The organism is Acinetobacter sp. T63, from assembly GCF_053852345.1.
In genome coordinates this window covers 827,932-848,477 of the sequence record NZ_CM132659.1, presented here as the reverse complement: position 1 = coordinate 848,477, position 20,546 = coordinate 827,932, and the positions used below count along the sequence as shown (strand labels likewise).

Sequence of the window (20,546 nt, the reverse complement as noted above, 5' to 3'; positions counted from 1 at the left end):
CTATAATGGCGTTACGCTTGTTCTTTGATTGCTCTTATGGCTGAACCCTTAATTAATTCCCCTGTTAAGCATTGGTGTGAATTCGAATTTATTTCTAAAACTATGAAAAACCCTAATATTCACATTAAGGGAAACTATTCTTATTATTCTGCTTATTGGGATCAGGGTTTTGAGCGTTGTGTTGTGCGTTATTTGCATGACAAGCCTTCTACGCCTGAGAAGCCAATTGATCAGCTTTATATTGGCAATTTCGTGTGTTTTGGGGCGGAATGCGTGATTATGATGGGCGGTAATCAGTTACACCGAACTGACTGGATTTCTGCCTTTCCGTTTGATACGCGCAGTTTTGTACCTGCTGGCGATACTGTTATTGGTGATGGTTGCTGGATTGGCTCACGTGCCATGATTATGCAAGGCGTGACGCTGGGTGAAGGTGCAATTGTGGCAACTGGTGCGGTCGTAACAAAAGACGTTCCACCTTATGCCGTGGTGGGAGGAGTTCCTGCCAAAATTATTAAATATCGCTTTCCACAAGAAGATATAGAAAAACTGCTTTCCCTTAAAATTTACGAGATGGATGAAAAGCAGTTTTTAAAGATGCGGGAACAGTTGCAGACAGAGGATGTTGCTGCTTTGGTTGATTATTTCAAAGACTGCTGATTATTCCCTTGGACTTTTGCTTAGGCCAAGCATCAGGTCAAAACTTTCATCTAATCGATATTAAAACTCAAAAAACCTGAGCTAAACACATTCTAAAGCCAGACTTAATGAAATAAGCCTTCAACTTTAGTGTAAACTGCTGATTAATTACTCAAAAACATGTTAAATTAGAAAGGCTTAAACTTCCTTAAAAAATAATTATCCCTATGAAATTACTGGGTTTTATTATTTAAAAATAAGCGCTAAGATAACATTAAGGCAATAGAAAGTGTTCCCTCAATTTTTTATTGTTGAATGACACAATAAGGAGAAATAACGATGGCATTTCAACACATTTTAGTTCCAGTGGACGGTTCTGAAACTTCTTACGCAGCAGTTACCAAAGCAGTCGAGCTTGCCAAAGCTTTCGGCAGTAAAGTAACCGTTGCACAGGTGTTAACACTCGATCCATATATTGCATCAGAATACATTTCAGCAGGCCAGACCAATGACCTGATTGAACGTGCGCGTGTGTCTATTCTCAAAACACTGGATGAAGCCAAAGCAAAATTCCAGGAACAAGGTGTAGCAGTTGAGTCTCGTCTGCTTGAAGGTCAAGTGATTCATCGTGAAATTGCACGTGCTGCAACTGAAATGAATGCAGACCTGATTGTGATGGGTTCTCATGGCCGTACCGGTTTGAAAAAGTTATTCCTCGGTAGCGTCGCGCAAAGCGTACTGGGCGAAGGTAATGTTCCTGTACTCATCGTACGTTAATCTTTCCTCCAGAAAATTCCCTGTACCTGCGGGTATGGGGAATTTTTTATTTTTAGGGCTGCCATTGATACTGCTTTAAGCTCACCTTGTTATTCAGGACCACTACACCCTCCTGTATCAGTTTTAACGCCTGTATATTTTCACCCTGCGCATTGATTTTGCTTAGGCTAATTTTCCCTTGCGCATTTAGCACCCGATGCCATGGCAACACATGCCCCGGTGCCAGATGTTTCAGTACATAGCCCACCAGACGCGCATGTTTCGGCAAACCGGCCAGTTTTGCAATCTGACCATAGGTGGCAACTTTACCAGGTGGAATCTGGGCAATCACCGCGGTGATATAAGCGGCCAACTCCTGACTGGGACGTGCTGGAATAGACATAAAAAGAATCTTAGAGTGTTGAAATCTATTGGGATGAAAAGCTGTGCTGGTTAGAAAAGCTAGGCTTAAAAAACTAGAGGACATGCAGTTGCACATCCTCCTGTATTCACCTTGAGTTAAAAAGCGGATGCAACACTTTAGATGGCTTGTCCAAAGGTATCGCAATCATTCATATTGCCCGACTTCAGACCAGTATTAAACCATTGCACGCGCTGGGCACTGGTACCATGGGTAAAGCTATCCGGCACTACTTGTCCGCTCGAACGTTTTTGCAAATAGTCATCGCCAATTTTATGTGCGGCATCCATCGCTTCCTGTACATCGCCCTGTTCCAGGAATTGAGTACGCTGATGGTTATGATGCGCCCAGACACCGGCCAGACAATCGGCCTGAAGTTCCTGACGAACCGATAACTGGTTGCCTTCGACCTGACTGGCACGCTGACGCATCTGCTGTACCTGTCCGGAAATCCCCAGAATGGTCTGAATATGATGGCCGACTTCATGTGCAATCACATAAGCCTGGGCAAAATCTCCAGCCTGATCCTGACGCGATAATTCGGTCTGGTTCTGCTCGCCGGAAATTCCCATCTGGGTGCGCATATCTTTAAAGAAACCAGTATCTAAATAGACTTTCTGATCGGCCGGGCAATAAAACGGCCCCATGGCAGCGCTGGCATTGCCACAGGCGGAACTGACCGCACCATTAAACATCACCAGTTTGGGTGGCACATATTGCTGGTTCAGCTGCTGGGCAAACACCTGCGTCCAGGTATCTTCGGTATCGGCCAGAATGGTACCAATAAACTCCATCGATTCCTGCTGCTCCGGCGTCGGATTTTCCAGACCACGCGTTTCCGCGCTCTGCCCCTGATTGGTCACCTGTTTGGTGGCCTGATAGGCTGTTTGCGGATCGACCCCAAAAAACTTCCAGGCCACAAAAGCCACCACCAGACCCAGAATACTGATCCCGCCGGCTTTGGCACCGCCACCACCGCGACGATCTTCTACATTGCTACTGACGCGACGACCTTTCCAACGCATAGCAATCTCCTTATTATCTTTATCTCTTGGCTAGAATTTTACATAGTTTAAGAGGCTTTGGAACGTGGCCAGACCTTTTTCACCAGACCAATTAGCGCCACCACAATCAAACCGGCAATAAAGCCCACAGCAAAATTGATCAAGGTTGGAGTAAGCGCACCAAAAATACTGCCGATATTGGGAATTTCCTGCACGTATTCCACACTGTCTTCGGTAAAGTGATGTACCAATGGAATAGCGTGGTTGATAATCCCGCCGCCCACCAGGAACATGGCCAGAGTCCCGACAATCGACAGGATTTTCATCAAGATTGGCGCAAAGGCCAACAAGCCGCGCCCGACCGACTGTTTAAAATTAGAAGCCTGTTCCGAGAGATGCAGCCCAATATCATCAATCTTGACAATAAATGCCACTAACCCATAGACCCCAATGGTCATGGCGATGGCAATAATACTCAGCACTGTGACTTTTACACCAAAGGCCGCGGTAGCTACAGTACCCAAGGAAATGACAATAATCTCTGCCGAGAGAATAAAGTCGGTCCGGACTGCCCCTTTGATTTTTTCATTTTCAAACATGGCCAGATCGGTTTCGGTTTTAATTAATTCCTGCTGCGCTTCTTCGGCAGTTTTGGCTTTTTTCTTGTGCAAGGAATGCAGGACTTTTTCAACCCCTTCATAACATAAGAATAAACCGCCCACGACCAGTAACGGGTTAATCAGCCACGGCGCCACCACGCTAATCAGTAGAGCTAGAGGCACCAGAATCAGTTTATTGACAAAAGAACCTTTGGCCACGCGCCAGACCACCGGCAGTTCCCGCTCCGAACGTACACCGCTGACCTGCTGGGCATTCAGGGCCAGATCATCACCGAGTACACCGGCCGTTTTCTTTGCGGCCATTTTACTCATGACCGCCACATCATCTAAAACAGTGGCAATATCATCTAATAATAGTAATAAGCTACTCGCCATAATTTTTATCCTTATCGTGTTCTAGGCTTATTCTAAGGAGAAATCTTCCAAGACTCTGTATTTACTTCATTAATAAATCTTTAAAATTTCCAGACAATTGTTGATTCTGTTCGGCTTATCCCGTGACATTCAAAAATATTATGCCGTACAATGTAGCCCAATCATCGGTATAGAAATGTCGTAACAACGACTTGGAAGAGATAATGAGTAATCAAGATAATCGTCCTGTTATTTTGACTGGCGACCGTCCAACCGGACAACTTCACCTCGGTCATTTTGTAGGTTCTTTACGTTCACGTGTAGGTTTACAGGATTCTCACCATCAACACCTTTTACTTGCCGATGCTCAAGCCCTGACTGATAACGCCGACAACTTTGAAAAAGTACGTCGTAATATTATTGAAGTGGCGACCGATTACCTGGCCGTGGGCATTGACCCGACCAAAACCACCATTTGTGTTCAGTCTTGCCTGCCGGCCTTGAATGAACTGACCATGCTGTATTTAAACTTTGTCACTGTGGCACGTTTAGAGCGCAACCCGACCATTAAATCTGAAATTCAGATGCGTGGTTTTGAACGTGATATTCCAGCTGGTTTCCTGTGCTATCCAGTTGCCCAAGCGGCCGATATTACCGCGTTTAAAGCGACTGTAGTGCCCGTGGGTGAAGATCAGATTCCTATGATCGAACAGACCAACGAAATTGTACGCCGCATTAACCGTCAGGTAGGTCAGGACCTGCTGCCTGAATGTAAAGCACTGCTGTCGAATGTTGGCCGTTTACCTGGTTTTGATGGTAAAGCCAAAATGTCAAAATCATTGGGCAACACCATTGTGCTCGATGCTACTGACAAAGACATTAAAAAAGCAGTAAATGCCATGTACACCGACCCGAACCACCTCCGCATTGAAGATCCGGGCCAGGTTGAAGGCAACGTGGTATTTACCTACCTAGATGCTTTCGATCCGAACAAAGAAGAACTGGAAGAATTAAAAGCCCATTATCGCCGTGGTGGTCTGGGTGATGGTACCGTGAAAAAACGTCTGGAAGGCATTTTAAAAGAGCTGATTGGTCCAATCCGTGAACGCCGTTTAGAACTGGCCAAAGATCCGGATTACATCATGGATATCTTAAAGACCGGTACCGATAAGTGCCGTGACATTACTCAAGCCACTTTAGATGAAGTTAAAGCCGGTTTAGGGGTGTTCCGCTTCTAAGCCCCATGCTGATCTTGAAAAGCCTTTCCTCGCGAAAGGCTTTTTTATGCTACGTTTACAATGATGGAGAAAATATGGAGAGAAATGTCACACAATTTTTATAGAAGCAACAATCTTTAACATGAATTTACCTGAACGCTGCTGAACCCTGCCTCATGCCGGCGTATTCTAGTCATATGTTCTAGGAGCAATCCTAATTCATAACATTTCTCCTTTACCGAAACTGTGCAAGCAGATTCGTTGTTCTACGCAATGATCACCCCAATCATTGCGTATTTTTTTGCCTAAAATATGCAGGTTTTTCAGACAAAAATGCGGCCTAATGCTATGCTAGGCGCATTCAATAATAATATATATTTTGAATATCAATAATTTAAACACAACAGAACAATAGAGTATTCAGTTATGTGGGATTTGCTCACTCACCCTTCCAATCTGATTTTTAGTGTCTGTATCTGCCTGCTGTTTTTCTTTGCCCTGCTGGAAGTGTTTCTGTTACTGGCCGGTGGCGGCAGTCAGGGCATTCTGGACCAGTTCCTGCCAGATGACTTAATTCCGCATAAAGATGTGGAAGTGAATATTGATGGTTCTAGTGGCCTGTTGGTCCAGTTTTTAGACTGGCTGTACATTGGCCGGGTACCGCTGCTGATCTGGCTGATTATTTTCCTGACCTTATATGGTCTGTCTGGCCTGATTTTACAATCGGTACTGTTTCAATGGACTGGACAATATATTACCGCCTGGATAATGGCACCGGCCTGTCTGTTTCTGAGCATGCCCCTGGTGCGTTATAGCGCCATGCTGATTGCCCGCATTTTACCGCAAGATGAAACCACCGCCATTTATAGTGACGAGCTGATTGGCCGCACAGCCACCATTATTTTAGGTGTGGCTACTCCCAATTCTCCGGCAGAAGCCAAAGTGCAGGATCAGCATGGTCTGACCCACTATATTCTGGTAGAACCGGAACAGGACGAAAGTTTTCAACAGGGTCAATCCGTAATTTTAACGGGGAGAACCAAAATTGGCTTTTATGCCATGCATTTAAATTAACAACTGAAAAACACAAGAGATAACAATGTTAAGTTCAAATATGTATAACGTCTTGATTATTGCCGGAATTATTTTCCTGGCCTTATTTGTGATTGGTTTAATCCTGGCCCGCCTGTATCGCCGCTCTAGCAAGGAAATTTCCTTTGTGCGTACCGGTTTTGGCGGTGAGCATGTCATAACGTCATAATAAAAGTGTTATACAAAACATCATAATAATTCTTGTAAAAAGTGTTAAGAACTCATTTTTACTTTATTTAATAATAACAATAACTTAGATAAAAGAACCTCTAACACATTCTAAATTAATGATTTGACATTAACACAATTCAGTTTACTATATTAAAATAGGAATTGTGTCAGTATTAAATACATGAAATCTATCGGTATTTCAGCAAATATCATGTTGAAAGAATTCAATTACAAAGTTCTAGACAACAAGGATATTGAATATTCTTCAAATGAAAGAAAACTAGATAGACTAGACAGATTTCCACAAATTTTTAACTTTGAAAACTTAGAGACTTCTATTGAGTTTAATAGATTCCTTTTAGATAAATTTCTAGAAAATAATTTCAATGTAAATAGCAATGGACAAGAGGTAACAATAGGGAGAATTAAAAGTCTCAGAAACTCTTTAATGAAATTTTTAAACTGGCTTACTGCGAATCAAATTAATTGGAAAGACCATCATTACTTAAAATATGAATTGCCAATTTATAAATATCGTAATTATCTGATTGATGAAATTAAAAGAGTAGATAGTCCCATTAAATATAGCACAGCCAATACATATTTAGGTGATGTTCGTATTTTATATGAATGGGCAAAAAGTAAGAATGTTATAGAAAAATTACCTTTCAGCTACCAAATCATTTATACGCCTACCTCTAATAACAATAGAATCAGTTCTCGTGCCCCTAAAATCAAACAAATGCTAAGTGCAGACATCACAATCCCTAAAAAGTATATACAGCCATCATCTAAAGAATTAAGTGCATACACAGAACAAGAATATAACTTAATTATTAATTCTGAATATTGTCAGACTAAATCACGACAATTATGGATTAAATTAGCAAAAGAATATGGTTTAAGAAGAATTGAGATTGCTAATCTTAATCAAGATATTTTAAATGACGAGTATAAGGGAACTTATAAAGTTAAAGGTAAATTTCAAAAGCAGAGAGGAATTTACTTTAAAGAAGAAATTCTTGAAGAAATAAAGGACTACTGCAATAGTAAAAGTCGAAAATTAGCATTAAATAAATACTATGAAAAAAAAGGTTTTACAAATGCTCCCCCTCTATTTTTAAACAATAAAGGTGATCGAATTAATGAAGCAACTATATCTAACATCATATATCCAGTTAAAGAAGAACTGGGAAATAAGGGCTTTATATTTGATAAAACCTTTCATGATTTAAGAGCGACATATGCTGTAAATCGACTAATAGAGTTATTAAAAGAGCAAGTCAATCTAGATGACATGAAATACGTACTTCAAGATGAATTAGGACATACCTTATTCGATACTACTAAGCGATATTTAAGAGTAAATAGATTAAGGGGTGACTGGTCACTTACAAGTGGTGCAGGAGATTACCTGTCAAAAGTAAAAGGGGTTGAATCTAGTGATGAAGGAAATATTTTAGATGACCTTATTTGAATACATAGACAACTACATAAAAAATTATGATCATGTTGCTAATAACGAAACAGCAATGATAAGGTATTGTTTTGAATTAAAGAGATTAATTAAAAAATATCCAGAAAAACTTAGAAATAAACTAGATAGAGATATAGAATGTTTAGTAAATAATCCTAAATATTTTCTCGATTTTGAAATATCAATATTTAATATTGACAATAAACTACACTCAGCAAAATTTCATTTATTTGAAAAGTTTTTAACACATTATAGTGGTAAAGAAATTGATAGAACTTCTACACTTATCTATGAGAATGAGAAATATAGCTTAATCTCTCTATATGCTTTAAATATTAAATTAACAGAACAATTAAGAAAAAGATTGATACAGGTATATGAAAAATTTTCAGTTTATACAAGAAGAAAATATACTACCATCTACCGTAAAGCTCTAGAAAATTCTAAATTATATCCCGTAAGTAAAGATTTATATGAGTTACTTAATGTACTGATTATCTCAAATGAATTGATGACATCTGAAAAACAAGTATTAAAATCATTGATGCAAATTAAATCATGTATAGTGGAAGTTGATGGTGTACAACATGATATTACTCAGCTAACTGACTTAAATTCTTCTATAAAGAAAGATTATGAAATAATAGTTAGCAGACTAAATAAAAAATTTGATTACAGGCGGCTTTTTAGTTTTACCTCTATAGTAGTTAAACATTTAGATAAAAATCCTGACGACCTAATACAATTTAAAAAGTTTGGATTGCATTCGATAATTGAAAATAATTATGAAATACTATTAAAGTTTAAAGAATATTTAACATTAAAAAATTTTTATATGATAGTTTTTATCATGGAAAAGCTATTAGATAAAGAAATTAACTATCATCCTTATGATAAGTCATGTATATATTTATACTATGACACTGGTTTAAAGACTTCTGTTGGTTTAAAAAAACTGGCAAAAGTAGCACCAATTTTTTCAGAGCAATTACGCAACTTCATCTATAACTATATAAGCGATATAGAATACAAAGATGAAAGTATGATAACAATTAATAGTCATACAAGTAAACTGGTAAATATTTTTGAAAATTACTGTAATCATGATGCATTAGAAAAATATGGCTTAGACATACTTGAAGCCGATGATAATTATTATTTTAGATTAATTAAGTCTAGAATTTATGAACGATATAAACAAAAAACATTAAAATCCCTAAGTATGCAATCAATATTTAATAGCCTAAAGTGGTTTTGTAAGATTAGAGATACAAAATATATTCAAGATTACGATCAGGCCTATAATACAAATAAAGCTCTTATAAATCGTGACAGAATTAAGGGGTGTTATTCTATTGATGAAATTAAAACATTATGGAAATATCTCACAATAGGAGTAGATAAATATGCTGATGATTGCAATAAATTAATGTTATTATATTTTGCAATGATACTTATGCTAACTGGGTGGAATACATCATCATTATGTTCTTTGAAAATAAATAATGTTGAACCTGATAAAAATATTTCCAATTTATTCCATGTGAAATTTGTTAAAGCTAGAGCTAACTACAAAGTAGAAACTTATTCATTTTTTAAAAAATCTAAGGATAAGACAATTTATCTTTTACTATATGTGAAAGATATTCTACGCAAAGCCGTATTGGAAAAGAGTGTAGATCCAAACTTCAATGATCAAGACTATATGTTCATTTACTTATCTCAGTCTGATCACCCTGTAATTGCACAAGTTCAAAATATATCTTATAGAATCAATGAAATACTTGAGATTCTTGATTGCCCTATGAGATTTAATATGCAAAAGATTCGTAAGACAACTTCAAATGAAGGTTATACGTTAGCTTTGCAAGATTACAGTGTCTATAAAGATTTTATTAATCATCAATTGCAAGTATTCATTAGACACTATGAGCAAATTGACATTATAGAAAGCAATAGTAAATTAATGCTCGGCACTAAAGCTCTAGAAGAATATTTGAAAAGGGAAATCAATTTTGACATCCCCCTTATTAATGATACAGACTCAAATATAATTCAATTTACACCTATTGGAAATTGTTCTGAGCCTCAAATAAATAATATACCAATGTGTTCTGATTATATGGCTTGTTTATTTTGCAAAAACTTTAGCATAGTAAATAGTGAAGCCCAAATACATAAGTTACTCGACTTTAAAAATATATGTATAGAACAAATGGTTAATTTATCCTCCTTATTCCCACCAGAATCAAATAATAAATTAGCCATAAATGAATTTAGTGATAGAATCGAACATATATTAAACCTATTAAAGGAAAGTAATACACAAGCTTATAATCTTGCTTTAATTAATTATGTTCCAAATAAATATTTTACTCTTTAGGTTTTAGGTTTAAATATGAATGATCTTGAATACATCTTCAAAAATGCAATTATTCGTAATGCTGATGGTACAATTACCATTAAACCTTTTTCAATAGATTTATATAAAAAAATAGAAAATTGTATAGTTTTCATAAATAAAAGTATGGATCAAGACACAAGAAATGTTTTATTTAAAAATGAAAGATTCACTTTTACTCCTGCTGAGAAACCTCTTAGTTTTTGTGATGTAAATGAAATATTAAGTTATGAGTTGAAAATTATTTTTTTATGTCTGATTTTTATTGGTCGCAAACAGAATTTTAGAAGATTAAAACCATCAACTGCATTAAGCACAGTTCAAAAATTAAAAAGAATTACTACAACATTAGAAAAATTAGGCTGTAAATCATTATTTGATATTGAATCTTTAAGTGTATTAAATAAACAAAAGATCACCGAAGAGTATATTAGCAAGACCACAGCTAAAGAAAATGGTTTTTATATTATCACTGAAATTTTATTAATCTATGGTTTTATTTCAGAGGATACTTTAAAAGTTCTAAATTTAAATACACAAAGAACGGTTTTACCCTCTACCAGTAATTATGATAGCAAAAGTTTTCCAATAATTCCTGAGCATACTTTGCTAAAAACATTTGATAAAATTAAAGAATATGAAGAAAATTTCTATAAAACATATGCAATTTGGAAGACATACAATGAAAAAGACATTAAACGTATACATAATGAAAATTACAAAGTAGTAAATGGTGAGTATGTTTCAAGTAGAATACATACAGACAATATGCAGGGTTTTTGCAATTTTTTAAACAAATTTAAAAAAGTTGTTTTTTTAAACACACTTCTTTTTACGGGAATGAGAAAAGATGAAGTAAAAGAGATTAGAAATACAGGCTTAATAGAACGTGATGGCAAATATTATATAACATCATATTTAGGAAAAACAGTTGATGATCATGAAGAACTCACATGGATTAGTTCAGAATATTGCAATAAACTTCTGAAATTATTAGTTGATATGAATAAAGAAATGCATAATCGTGTTAAAGCGATAATTGCAAGAAATGATAGTCGATTTTCAGAATCATATCTTAATTATTTAAAATCAAACTTAGAAAATGATTTAATTTTTGGTGTCAATTATTCTATGAATCTGTGTAGATTTGATAATATGAGAAATCTTAAATCAGAAAAAATAAATTATGAATATTCTATATTTAAAATCCCCATTGACCAACATGATATTGATCAATTGAACTTCTTAGACTGTAACTATCAATCAACTGTTAAAATATCTAAACTTTATATGAAAGAATACAAAGTTGGTGATTATTTTAATTTCACACCTCACCAATTTAGACATACATTTGCATTTTTCATGATTACAAATAATTTGTGTTCTATACAAGAAATTAAGCATCAATTTAAGCATGTTAGTGGTGCTATGTCTTACATATATTCCAAACGTGCTATTTATTCTGACATCATAAAACGCTCTAAGAGTCTTGATGAAACATTAAAAATTAAATCATTAATGGGATTTAGCAATTCTATAAAATCAAACAAAGGAATTGGTGGTGGTGTTAAATATATTTTTAATGCTTTAAATCTTAAAGATTTCAAATACAATATATCTGTCGATCCATTTATTTTTAAAGGTCTAGAACAAGTAAATACATTTTTATTACAGCGTAAAGATTCTATTAATTTCTTACCTCATGGATTTTGTATGAACGGATCAGACTGTTCATTGAAATCTATTTCCGATCCTGTAAGTTGTATTAATTGTCATGGATATGTGACTACAGATCTAAATTTACCTTATTGGCGTGGTTTACTTGATGATATAAACATTAAAATTTTAAAATTATCCAAAGCATCTCCTGATCAGCGTAAAGCTTATGCTAACTTAATTTTAAACCTTGAAGAAAAACGTCACAAAGTCAATGAGATAATAAATTCTCTACAAGATAAAAAACTTGAAATAATTGAGGTTGTATAATGAAAAAAGTAAATAATTTAGATTTAGAACCACGCCTTTTAGAGTATTTCAATCTAGAATCTATTGATGAATTTTATAATCAAAAAATTGATCATGAGCTAATTTGTAAAGTTGCTAATTTTCTTATTGAATCAGGTGAGAAATTAACTTTCCAAAAAGTTTCTGAAATACTAAATATAAATAGAGCATCTATTTATAATACTCATGGACTAGCTTCTGAATACATTAAATCCCTTATAATTCAGCAAAAAGCTAGTAAACAAAGCGCCTTAGTTAATAAGAAAGGCTTTAAATTAGCGAAAAAGCCTTCAAGTAAAAATACTGAGCATACCACCTTAGATACTGAGAAATATGAAAAGTTTATGTCTGTAATTATGAGTCTTGAATATCAAAAACAATGTCAAAATAGATTGATTGACCAATTGAAATCAGAAATTAACAGTCTAAAATCTACCATCAAAGAATTAAAGCTACAAAATCAATAACTACTCGGACAGTAATTGCTGAAAATTACAAGACTTTTTTACCTATTTTTTTCATATAGACTCACCTTCTAAACTAAATAGAGAAGTAGCAATTTGTAAAATAGTAATATTGAAAAAGATCGTAAGCGTCCGCTGAGCCCCATAGCTATTTTTTAATTTGAGTTGGGTTTCCAGCGGTGTGGAAGTAATTCTTCTATTTGGGTCACTTTATGTGTCGGCAGCCTTTTTAGCACATTACTTAAATAGGCATACGGATCAAGCCCATTCAGCTTTGCTGACTGAATCAGCGTCATGATGTTCGCCGCTCGCTGACCACTGCGCAGCGAGCCAGCAAACAGCCAGTTCTTACGCCCTAAGGCCCAGGGACGCATCTGATTTTCGATCCCTTGCGCAGCAATGCTGCTCATATCTATAGGTAAATTACCATCATCCAGATAGCGGCAGAGTGCCTGCCAGCGTTTTAGGCTGTAGTTGATCGCCCGGGCGGGTTGGAGAACTCGATGGCACCGTCAGCTGATGTTGGTTGAGCCATTCATATAGTTGTTGCATGACCGGTTGACTATGCTGTTGTCGGTATTCGCAGCGGTCTTCCGCTGTACCATCGTTATATATAGATATTATTATGTCCACTTTATATAAATGAGCTTGTTTTAGTGGGGATTACCATCGCTGCTTAGATCGAATTCAACATAATGTAAAGTCAACTTCCCTTTGCCTATATACTCTTTCAGAGATATGTGATCATCATAAGACTCAGGGTAAGCGTCCGCTGAACCCCATGCCTATTTTTTAATTTGAGTTGGATTTCCAGCGATGTGGTAGTAATTCTTCTATTTGGGTCGCTTTATGCGTCGGCAGCCTTTTCAGCACATCACTGAGATAGGCATACGGATCGGTAATCCTCCCATAAATAACCGAAGTTAAAAGTAGAGGTTAAGCAGCCATTAGAGGTGGCCTTCCTTTGTTTGCTTGGTGTGGTCTTTCATAGTTGTAATGCCACAGCCAACTCGTTGCATAATCTTGTACTTCTTCCAGTGTGTCAAATAGATGCTTGCTTAGCCAGCTATAACGTATAGTCCGATTATAACGTTCAATATACGCATTCTGCTGTGGCTTACCTGGTTGAATATATTCAATACGAATACCTTGTTCAGTTGCCCAGCGTACAAATTCATGACTGATAAACTCCGGGCCATTGTCACACCGAATAACTAACGGCTTTTCTCGCCACTCCAGCAACTGATTCAACGTACGAATAACTCGGATTGTAGGTAATGAGAATCCTGCTTCAATCGCTAAGCCTTCTCGACGGTAGTCATCAATCACATTTAATAATCGGAACTTTCGACCATCGATCAGCTGATCATGCATAAAATCTAATGACCAGACCTGATTTTCTCGGATTGGTTCTTTCAATGGTTCAGGCGCGTGCCGTTTTAGTCTTCTTCTCGGTTTAATACGCAGATTTAGTGCCAACTCACAGTAAATGCGGTAAACCCGCTTGTGATTCCAGCAGTGATTCTCAACATCTCGTAAATATGAGAAGCACAGACCAAATCCCCAATCGGAATTTTCCTCAGTGAGTTCAATGAGCTGTTTAGCAATTAATGCATTGTCATCGCAAAGTTTAGCCTGATAACGGTAGCAGGTTTCACTAATGCCAAATGCAGAGCAAGCTAAACGGATACTAACCGCATGCAGGGCAACGGCTTGTTGAGCCATCTGACGTCGGCAAGATGGCTTCACCACTTTTTTGACATTGCTTCCTGAACAATCTCTGCCTTTAATCGCTCTTCAGCATACATTTTTTTTAGTCTGGTATTTTCTGCTTCCAGCTCTTTCAGTCGAGCCATCAATGAGGTATCCATACCGTAAGCGTCCGCTGAATCCCATGCCTATTTTTTAATTTGAGTTGGATTTCCAGCGGTGTGGCAGTAATTCTTCTATTTGGGTCACTTTATGTGTCGGCAACCTTCTTAAACACTGGGTAACATAGGCAACTAAAATACTAAAGCCAAAAGCGTTACAAGTAGTGCTGGCGGTGTTATAGCTAATCCAATCTTCATATACTGCCCTCAGCTTATCTTATAATCCTTTTCCGCCAATACATGTAACCATAACAAGGTTGCTAGGCTACCAATTGGGGTTAATTTTGTCCCTAAATCATTACCAATAACATTGGCATAAATCATCAGCTGACGCGTTGCGGCAGGCACTTGAGCGCTATCAATAGCAAGTGCGCCGATAAGGGTTGACGGCATATTATTCATTACATACGCTACGATAGCTGATAGAAAGCCTGTGCCAACCGCCGCCAGTTACTACCACATCAAATATCTTAGTTGACATAATTACCCTCAGTGCCTGCTACTAAAAAGGTTGGCTGCTTATTTTTAAGTTTTGTTAAAATCTCTATCTCTGTTAGACGTTCATAGATCTTGATTAGATTACCATCAGGATTTTAATGCACAAGTCACATAAACACTCATCATACTAATGTCATCGAATAAGGTTAATAAACTAGCTCATGCCATCTACGCTCCTTTGCGCCTATTTGCGTAAATTAATAAATAGATTTCTATTGAGCTTTTTTTAATGTTTTTTAGTATCACCAACAATCTTGTCCATCAAGGCAAACAATAGGCCTGAAAGTACAAACGTCATATGAATAATCACTTTCCACATCAATCTATCAGCATCACCCTCGCTCATATCTTTGGGTATATCCATAAATGATTTAAGAAGATCGATAGCAGAAATGGCAACAATAGCACCAATGACTTTAAGTTTTAGGCCAGAGAAATTAGTTTTTCCCATCCATTCAGGACGATCCTCATGCCCCACTGTATCAATTTTTGAGACAAAAATTTCGTAACCACTGAATATAATGATGAGTAACAAACTTGCGACCAATGCCATGTCGATAAGAGCTAACGCACCAACGATCACATCGGCTTCAGACGCACTGAGCACATGGGTGATCATATGCCACATTTCTTGGAAAAACTTGATAAATAATAAAATAATACCGAGCACTAATCCCAAATAAAATGGGGCTAGTAGCCAACGGCTATTAAATATGATTTTCTCTAATCTTTGCTCAGTTTTCTTTAGCATATGGATATCTTAAGGTTTTTGATGGTATTAATTATAAGGCTTAATATGATGAAAATCACATCATTGGTAATCGCAAATGCACTAATCATGCTTTCAAGACTGAATGAGACATTAAGGACTTCAAAGTATAAAAAACAATAATACCTTTTCTCATAATTGCGCTGGTTGCTTATGCTACTATAAAACTGAGCCTTCTATTGCTCAATTTTTTATGCCCATTTTTCTTAACGATTACTCTAATTTTTATAAGGAAACGCACTGATGTGGTTAGCAATGCTAGCAGTAGTAGTAGTAGGTCTAGCAATCTTGGTTTGGAGTGCTGATGTTTTTATTGATGGTGCCGTCGCTTTAGCTAATAAGCTGAATGTACCCAGCTTTTTGATTGGTGTCATCATTCTAGGTGTAGGCACTTCATCACCAGAGATGATAGTGTCCATGTTAGCTGCTTTAGAAGGTAGCCCTGGGCTGGCATTGGGTAATGCTTATGGTTCTAACATTGTTAATATCGCCATAGTATTAGGCGCAACGGTATTAATAAGTCCAATTATTATCCGAAAAAGTATTATCAATCGTGATATGCCTTTACTACTGTTGGTGACGGCAGTAGCTGCTTGGCAATTAAGCGATGGTGTCTTAGGTAATACCGACGGTATAGTATTGATAGTGCTTCTAGTCGTTGTCTTAGGCATACAAATCATCTTGAGCATGCGTGAAGGCAACCACGAACATGAAGACGATACTGTAGAAGAAACTGCAAAGGCTGAACACAGTATGGCACAAGGTTTAGGTAGGTTATTTCTTGGTTTGTTCGTATTAATACTAAGCTCGCGCGCTATCGTTTGGGGCGCTACTGAACTTGCTACTTTATGGGGCTTGAGTGAGCTTATCATTGGTCTCACTATCGTCGCTATCGGTACGTCACTGCCTGAATTAGTTGCGAGCTTGTCGGCCGCACGTAAAGGTGAGCATGATATGGCTTTGGGTAATATTATAGGCTCTAACGTTTTTAATACTTTAGGAGTCGTAGGTATAGCAGCACTCATTGCGCCTATTACTCCGAGTAGCATTATTCTGTCGCGTGATATATTAGCGATGAGTCTCTTAACCTTACTACTGTTTGTGATGTGTCTATTTGCATTTAAAACCAAGCGTGTATTCGGTCGTACTTCTGGCACTACTTTAGTACTATTTTTCGTCGGCTATACTGTCTGGTTAATTCAGACGGTCAGTCTGTAGCAAGTTACTAATAATCACCTACGTTTGATTCGACAGTTTACAGTTTCTAATGATCCGTCATAGATTTTCATGTAACTACCTAGGCGTATTCAAAGTGATAGTATTGGAGATCATGGTTTGGACCGTTAGACCACAGAGGTTAAAGGTAAGCGTCCGCTGAACCCCATGCCTATTTTTTAATTTGAGTTGGATTTCCAGCGATGTGGCAGTAATTCTTCTATTTGGGTCGCTTTATGCGTCGGCAGCCTTTTTAGCACATCACTTAAATAGGCATACGGATCCAAGCCATTCAGCTTTGCTGACTGGATTAAAGTCATGATATTGGCAGCTCGTTGGCCGCTGCGCAGCGAGCCAGCAAACAGCCAGTTCTTGCGCCCCAACGCCCAGGGACGCATCTGATTCTCGACCCAATTATTGCAAATCGGTAGATTGCCATCATCCAGATAGCGGCTTAAAGCTGGCCAACGCTTCAGAGTGTAATTGATGGCCTTGGCGGTGGGAGAACTCGATGGCACTGTCAGATGATGTTGGTTGAGCCATTCATATAGTTGTTGCATCACTGGTTGACTATGCTGTTGTCGGTATTCGCGGCGGTCTTCCGCTGTACCATCGGTCTTTTTCCTGAGCTCTGCTTCTATCGCATACAGTTTCTGAATCAGCACCAATGCCTGTTCAGCGATCTGACTTTTCCCAGTCACATGTAGCTCATGGAATTTACGACGTGCATGGGCCATGCAGCCCACCTCTATGACCTGGCCTGATTTAAAGCGTGCTTTATAACCACTGTAATCATCACAGACCAGATGACCCTGCCAGCCATTCAGGAACGCTTCAGCATGCTGGCCTGAACGACTATCCTGAAAGTCATAGATCACCGCCTGAACTGGATTGTACTGTGTGGTGGCATAGGCCCAGACATAACCTTTCTTCGGTTTTTTATTATTCTCACCCATCCGCATGATGGTGACCGGTGTTTCATCTGCATGCAGCACCCGCTGTTGCAGCACCACCTCTTTTAAGGCATTGGCCAGAGGTTCCAGTTCTAGATCAACCGCGGCAATATCTTCTTCAACCGCTTCATCCCACAGGTGGATTTGTTTTGCAGTGAGATGTTCGTTTTTACTGCCGAATTTATGCTTTTTAAACAGCGCCAGTTCATGCTCGTATTTTTGATTGAGAATAGAAAGATGCTGAACTTTGGCATCCAATTGCTGGTTTGATTTTTCTAATTCTTGATTTGATTGTGCCAGAGACTGATGCTGCATCGCCAACTGCTTGGTAAATTCCAGCAGTTGTTCATGGGTCAGTTGGCTTAAGTCAGGCAGCGTATTCATGACCGCAGTATGCCTGAGGTCATGACGCAGAGGAAATAGAACGTTTGGAGAATAGCAGAATGGAACAGCCTGGTTTAAAGCATCGTCACCACCTGCTGTCGTCCAATGCGCTGCCAGGGCAAACCTTGGATCAGTGCCTGTAACTGTTCCGGACTGATCGCCATGCTTTCACCCTGGTGAACCTGCGCCCAGTGGAATTTTCCCTGTTCCAGCCGCCGGGCACACAGCCAGATGCCCAGTCCATCATGTACCAGCACTTTCATGCGATGGCCACGTTTATTACAGAACAGGTAAGCACAATGCGGTTTGATGTAGCCAAAGGCTCTCACCACCTGAGCCATGGTCGTATCCATACCTGCACGCATGTCCATGGGCTGAGTAGACAACCAGATTTCATCGATACGGATCATGTTGCCAGCACCTTGAGTAATTCTGCCAAGGCAGGTATTTCTGATACTTGCCATTTCAAGCCAATTTCTGCTTTTGAGTGGGGTAAAGTAATTTGAACCGTTAACATGTCAGTAGGAGTAGGATCTAATGGTGCAGAGCAAGATAAGGCAATAAATGCAGGTTTATTCGGTAGTGGTGAGCGATCACTCCCTGGCTTAGCATCAATTAAGCGAATCCATTTGGATACAAGATTTGTATTCAATCCATGTTGCAAAGCGACTGAAGCAATTGAAACGTCCGGTGCTTTACAAGCCTGAACGATCTGCTGTTTAAATTCAGCACTGTATGTTCTTCGTTTTTTCGCAAGAGATGCGATGGATGTCTGATGATTTGTAGTCATAAATTTAAGTCCCCACTTGTTTCTAAGTGGGGACTAAATTAAGGCTTATAGGATGAATTCAGAAGGTGTGTTCAGCGGACGCTTACGTTGGTGCAGTGTCTATAACTGTCTTTAAATCCATAAATAGGTGTCCACTTAAATTTTAGTGGACACTATCGCGGTATTAATGAGTTAGAAAAAGTGGGATTCAGCGGACGCTTACGTTTCTATCTACCAAAAGTATTTAGCTAGGTTTCCTATACTCTCCGAAGTCATTTCACAAAAAATTGAAGAAATGACATTAAACCTTAATCTTCTTTATAGTGAGAAAAAGGCATTAGAAACTTTAATTGATGAAATTTAATCCTCTTCTTCTTTGATTTCTAATAAAGATTTTTTTGCTGCAGTAAGCATTTCTTTCAAAATTACATGATGTACATCTTTTTGATCAAGCTCATCTCTTTCAATACTTATAGCCATGAAAAATTCCTCATTTTGAGTAAGGTATTCTGCAAAAAGTTTAGTAAACTCTTTTGTATTTTCTTCTAGATAGATATTCATATCATATCCTGAGGATAAAAGATGACTATGAAACAGTTCGGCAATACTTGTTAAATTTTCTCTTTTGCTCATTCTTTCATAATAGAGGTAATCAACTGCAATATATGGAGCTTCTTGATAGGATAGGATAGCATCCTGTATTTTACAAAATGGGATAAAAGTTATTCTGTTACTTTTTTCTCCACCTCTAATATGCAGCCCTAGAATTTGTGGTTGCCCACTTTTAATAGTTATTATCAATCCACCAGACATACCGTTAGTATTGGTATTTAGATAAGTCATTTTATCAAAGAAATATAAGCCTTTCTCTAGATTTAACTTACCTAAAATAACATCTCGTTTAAGTACAGTGCTGCTTGTAAATCTAGTTTCATCAAATGGTAAGGTGGTATTTTCCCCTTCATAATAATATGGATTTGATACTTCAGAAAAACCACTATCAAAAACAGGTAAGCCTATTGAATAACTACTTAAGTCCAAGACCTTTTCTGCTTCTAATTCTATAAAGTGATCAAGTCTTTGCCATGGTAGGGGCTGAAAAAGCTCAACTAAGACTACATCTTCCACTTCATAATCATCAGTTTCTGGAATAATTGATCCTATATTCCAAATCCTCTTGGGATATAAGAAATCATTAGTGTTATCAAAGTTTTTAGAACTATGGCAAGTGATTCGAAAAGGTGATGTGTTTGGAAGCTCTTTGTCTAAATAATCTTTTAAAACATGTTTGGCTGTAAGTAAAAAATATTTTATACCTATCTTAATTAAAACGCCTGAGCCGTAAGATGAAAAGTATTTATCTTTAAACGAATCCTTTTCATCCACTTCATAGTCAGTAGTAATGTGAAAAATTCTTCTTGTAGACAGTAATAAATTAAAAAATTTATCATTTTTACTAGGCGACAT

The 20,546-nt window shown here is 37.6% G+C and carries 20 protein-coding genes and 3 pseudogenes; 10 read left to right on the top strand and 13 right to left on the bottom strand.

Translation table 11 applies throughout. The annotated features are described in order from the left end of the window. The first annotated feature begins 36 nt into the window (after window positions 1-36). Together ACVLR6_RS04065 and ACVLR6_RS04060 are read left to right on the top strand one after the other, a co-directional pair. On the top strand, window positions 37-660 hold the full coding sequence (locus ACVLR6_RS04065; RefSeq protein WP_005176296.1) for a CatB-related O-acetyltransferase: 624 nt from the start codon (window positions 37-39) through the stop codon (window positions 658-660). A 318-nt stretch (window positions 661-978) separates the two neighbouring features. Continuing rightward, window positions 979-1,416, top strand: a complete 438-nt coding sequence (locus ACVLR6_RS04060; protein ID WP_168414508.1) for a universal stress protein — start codon at window positions 979-981, stop codon at window positions 1,414-1,416. 52 nt (window positions 1,417-1,468) lie between these two features. Here ACVLR6_RS04060 and ACVLR6_RS04055 read toward each other — a convergent pair whose 3' ends face one another. The 3 genes from ACVLR6_RS04055 to ACVLR6_RS04045 all read right to left on the bottom strand — a co-directional run bounded on the left by ACVLR6_RS04055 (window position 1,469) and on the right by ACVLR6_RS04045 (window position 3,815). After that, entirely contained in the window at window positions 1,469-1,798 is a 330-nt protein-coding gene (locus ACVLR6_RS04055; protein WP_168390664.1) for an MGMT family protein, read from the bottom strand. Between the two features lie 137 nt (window positions 1,799-1,935). Beyond that, window positions 1,936-2,841: a KPN_02809 family neutral zinc metallopeptidase gene (gene ypfJ / locus ACVLR6_RS04050; protein WP_005176288.1), complete on the bottom strand. Its 906-nt coding sequence runs from the start codon at window positions 2,839-2,841 to the stop codon at window positions 1,936-1,938. Between the two features lie 47 nt (window positions 2,842-2,888). Next, window positions 2,889-3,815, bottom strand: a complete 927-nt coding sequence (locus ACVLR6_RS04045) for a DUF808 domain-containing protein (protein ID WP_411688485.1) — start codon at window positions 3,813-3,815, stop codon at window positions 2,889-2,891. A 203-nt stretch (window positions 3,816-4,018) separates the two neighbouring features. Here ACVLR6_RS04045 and trpS point away from each other — a divergent pair, with 203 nt between their 5' ends. The 7 genes from trpS to ACVLR6_RS04010 all read left to right on the top strand — a co-directional run bounded on the left by trpS (window position 4,019) and on the right by ACVLR6_RS04010 (window position 12,623). Beyond that, window positions 4,019-5,032 (top strand): tryptophan--tRNA ligase, encoded by a 1,014-nt coding sequence (gene trpS, locus ACVLR6_RS04040; RefSeq protein WP_005176282.1) that lies wholly within the window; start codon window positions 4,019-4,021, stop codon window positions 5,030-5,032. A 405-nt stretch (window positions 5,033-5,437) separates the two neighbouring features. Next, window positions 5,438-6,085 carry a YqiJ family protein gene (locus ACVLR6_RS04035; RefSeq protein ID WP_045796468.1) on the top strand — a complete coding sequence of 216 codons (648 nt, stop codon included), beginning with the start codon at window positions 5,438-5,440 and terminating at the stop codon, window positions 6,083-6,085. Window positions 6,086-6,110: 25 nt separating this feature from the next. Next, window positions 6,111-6,272, top strand: coding sequence for a band 7 protein (locus tag ACVLR6_RS04030; protein WP_160243451.1), 162 nt, complete (start codon window positions 6,111-6,113; stop codon window positions 6,270-6,272). A gap of 183 nt (window positions 6,273-6,455) precedes the next feature. Beyond that, on the top strand, window positions 6,456-7,751 hold the full coding sequence (locus tag ACVLR6_RS04025; protein ID WP_160243452.1) for a tyrosine-type recombinase/integrase: 1,296 nt from the start codon (window positions 6,456-6,458) through the stop codon (window positions 7,749-7,751). After that, on the top strand, window positions 7,738-10,134 hold the full coding sequence (locus ACVLR6_RS04020; RefSeq protein WP_160243453.1) for a hypothetical protein: 2,397 nt from the start codon (window positions 7,738-7,740) through the stop codon (window positions 10,132-10,134). Before ACVLR6_RS04025 ends, ACVLR6_RS04020 begins: the two co-directional genes overlap by 14 nt. A 15-nt stretch (window positions 10,135-10,149) precedes the next feature. Continuing rightward, window positions 10,150-12,138 (top strand): site-specific integrase, encoded by a 1,989-nt coding sequence (locus ACVLR6_RS04015; protein WP_455995873.1) that lies wholly within the window; start codon window positions 10,150-10,152, stop codon window positions 12,136-12,138. Continuing rightward, entirely contained in the window at window positions 12,138-12,623 is a 486-nt protein-coding gene (locus ACVLR6_RS04010; RefSeq protein WP_160243455.1) for a hypothetical protein, read from the top strand. Before ACVLR6_RS04015 ends, ACVLR6_RS04010 begins: the two co-directional genes overlap by 1 nt. A 152-nt stretch (window positions 12,624-12,775) precedes the next feature. On the opposite strand, the pseudogene ACVLR6_RS04005 reads toward ACVLR6_RS04010, so the two are convergent. The 6 genes and pseudogenes from ACVLR6_RS04005 to ACVLR6_RS03980 all read right to left on the bottom strand — a co-directional run. Continuing rightward, a pseudogene (locus ACVLR6_RS04005) lies at window positions 12,776-13,226 on the bottom strand (IS66 family transposase); the annotation flags it as partial. Between the two features lie 186 nt (window positions 13,227-13,412). Continuing rightward, window positions 13,413-13,517, bottom strand: a pseudogene (locus tag ACVLR6_RS04000) (transposase domain-containing protein); the annotation flags it as partial. Between the two features lie 39 nt (window positions 13,518-13,556). Beyond that, window positions 13,557-14,494 (bottom strand): annotated as a pseudogene (locus ACVLR6_RS03995) (IS3 family transposase); the annotation flags it as partial. A 204-nt stretch (window positions 14,495-14,698) separates the two neighbouring features. Then, window positions 14,699-14,893, bottom strand: a complete 195-nt coding sequence (locus ACVLR6_RS03990; protein WP_252513924.1) for an ArsB/NhaD family transporter — start codon at window positions 14,891-14,893, stop codon at window positions 14,699-14,701. Window positions 14,894-15,215: 322 nt separating this feature from the next. Further along, window positions 15,216-15,740 carry a TIGR00645 family protein gene (locus ACVLR6_RS03985; protein WP_160243456.1) on the bottom strand — a complete coding sequence of 175 codons (525 nt, stop codon included), beginning with the start codon at window positions 15,738-15,740 and terminating at the stop codon, window positions 15,216-15,218. Next, on the bottom strand, window positions 15,734-15,829 hold the full coding sequence (locus ACVLR6_RS03980) for a hypothetical protein (RefSeq protein WP_394803983.1): 96 nt from the start codon (window positions 15,827-15,829) through the stop codon (window positions 15,734-15,736). The genes ACVLR6_RS03985 and ACVLR6_RS03980 overlap by 7 nt, the downstream gene beginning before the upstream one ends. Before the next feature lie 172 nt (window positions 15,830-16,001). On the opposite strand from ACVLR6_RS03980, the gene ACVLR6_RS03975 reads away from it, so the two are divergent. Continuing rightward, the gene (locus ACVLR6_RS03975; RefSeq protein WP_160243457.1) at window positions 16,002-16,976 is read left to right on the top strand and encodes a calcium/sodium antiporter; all 975 of its coding nucleotides are present in this window, start codon (window positions 16,002-16,004) and stop codon (window positions 16,974-16,976) included. A gap of 176 nt (window positions 16,977-17,152) precedes the next feature. On the opposite strand, the gene tnpC is transcribed toward ACVLR6_RS03975, so the two are convergent. From tnpC to ACVLR6_RS03955, 4 genes are all read right to left on the bottom strand, one after another. Beyond that, window positions 17,153-18,310, bottom strand: a complete 1,158-nt coding sequence (gene tnpC, locus ACVLR6_RS03970) for an IS66 family transposase (RefSeq protein WP_455995871.1) — start codon at window positions 18,308-18,310, stop codon at window positions 17,153-17,155. A gap of 74 nt (window positions 18,311-18,384) precedes the next feature. Beyond that, on the bottom strand, window positions 18,385-18,720 hold the full coding sequence (tnpB, locus tag ACVLR6_RS03965) for an IS66 family insertion sequence element accessory protein TnpB (RefSeq protein ID WP_160243458.1): 336 nt from the start codon (window positions 18,718-18,720) through the stop codon (window positions 18,385-18,387). Next, on the bottom strand, window positions 18,717-19,100 hold the full coding sequence (tnpA, locus tag ACVLR6_RS03960; protein ID WP_156188711.1) for an IS66-like element accessory protein TnpA: 384 nt from the start codon (window positions 19,098-19,100) through the stop codon (window positions 18,717-18,719). The genes tnpB and tnpA overlap by 4 nt, the downstream gene beginning before the upstream one ends. Before the next feature lie 339 nt (window positions 19,101-19,439). Further along, window positions 19,440-20,546, bottom strand: a complete 1,107-nt coding sequence (locus tag ACVLR6_RS03955) for a hypothetical protein (RefSeq protein WP_160243460.1) — start codon at window positions 20,544-20,546, stop codon at window positions 19,440-19,442.

Bases quoted from the DNA above. Each gene is read 5' to 3' on its own strand.
- ACVLR6_RS04065 (WP_005176296.1), top strand. From the start codon at position 37: ATGGCTGAACCCTTAATTAATTCCCCTGTTAAGCATTGGTGTGAATTC.
- ACVLR6_RS04060 (WP_168414508.1), top strand. From the start codon at position 979: ATGGCATTTCAACACATTTTAGTTCCAGTGGACGGTTCTGAAACTTCT.
- ACVLR6_RS04055 (WP_168390664.1), bottom strand. From the start codon at position 1,798: ATGTCTATTCCAGCACGTCCCAGTCAGGAGTTGGCCGCTTATATCACC.
- ypfJ (WP_005176288.1), bottom strand. From the start codon at position 2,841: ATGCGTTGGAAAGGTCGTCGCGTCAGTAGCAATGTAGAAGATCGTCGC.
- ACVLR6_RS04045 (WP_411688485.1), bottom strand. From the start codon at position 3,815: ATGGCGAGTAGCTTATTACTATTATTAGATGATATTGCCACTGTTTTA.
- trpS (WP_005176282.1), top strand. From the start codon at position 4,019: ATGAGTAATCAAGATAATCGTCCTGTTATTTTGACTGGCGACCGTCCA.
- ACVLR6_RS04035 (WP_045796468.1), top strand. From the start codon at position 5,438: ATGTGGGATTTGCTCACTCACCCTTCCAATCTGATTTTTAGTGTCTGT.
- ACVLR6_RS04030 (WP_160243451.1), top strand. From the start codon at position 6,111: ATGTTAAGTTCAAATATGTATAACGTCTTGATTATTGCCGGAATTATT.
- ACVLR6_RS04025 (WP_160243452.1), top strand. From the start codon at position 6,456: ATGAAATCTATCGGTATTTCAGCAAATATCATGTTGAAAGAATTCAAT.
- ACVLR6_RS04020 (WP_160243453.1), top strand. From the start codon at position 7,738: ATGACCTTATTTGAATACATAGACAACTACATAAAAAATTATGATCAT.
- ACVLR6_RS04015 (WP_455995873.1), top strand. From the start codon at position 10,150: ATGAATGATCTTGAATACATCTTCAAAAATGCAATTATTCGTAATGCT.
- ACVLR6_RS04010 (WP_160243455.1), top strand. From the start codon at position 12,138: ATGAAAAAAGTAAATAATTTAGATTTAGAACCACGCCTTTTAGAGTAT.
- ACVLR6_RS03990 (WP_252513924.1), bottom strand. From the start codon at position 14,893: ATGAATAATATGCCGTCAACCCTTATCGGCGCACTTGCTATTGATAGC.
- ACVLR6_RS03985 (WP_160243456.1), bottom strand. From the start codon at position 15,740: ATGCTAAAGAAAACTGAGCAAAGATTAGAGAAAATCATATTTAATAGC.
- ACVLR6_RS03980 (WP_394803983.1), bottom strand. From the start codon at position 15,829: ATGATTAGTGCATTTGCGATTACCAATGATGTGATTTTCATCATATTA.
- ACVLR6_RS03975 (WP_160243457.1), top strand. From the start codon at position 16,002: ATGTGGTTAGCAATGCTAGCAGTAGTAGTAGTAGGTCTAGCAATCTTG.
- tnpC (WP_455995871.1), bottom strand. From the start codon at position 18,310: ATGAATACGCTGCCTGACTTAAGCCAACTGACCCATGAACAACTGCTG.
- tnpB (WP_160243458.1), bottom strand. From the start codon at position 18,720: ATGATCCGTATCGATGAAATCTGGTTGTCTACTCAGCCCATGGACATG.
- tnpA (WP_156188711.1), bottom strand. From the start codon at position 19,100: ATGACTACAAATCATCAGACATCCATCGCATCTCTTGCGAAAAAACGA.
- ACVLR6_RS03955 (WP_160243460.1), bottom strand. From the start codon at position 20,546: ATGTCGCCTAGTAAAAATGATAAATTTTTTAATTTATTACTGTCTACA.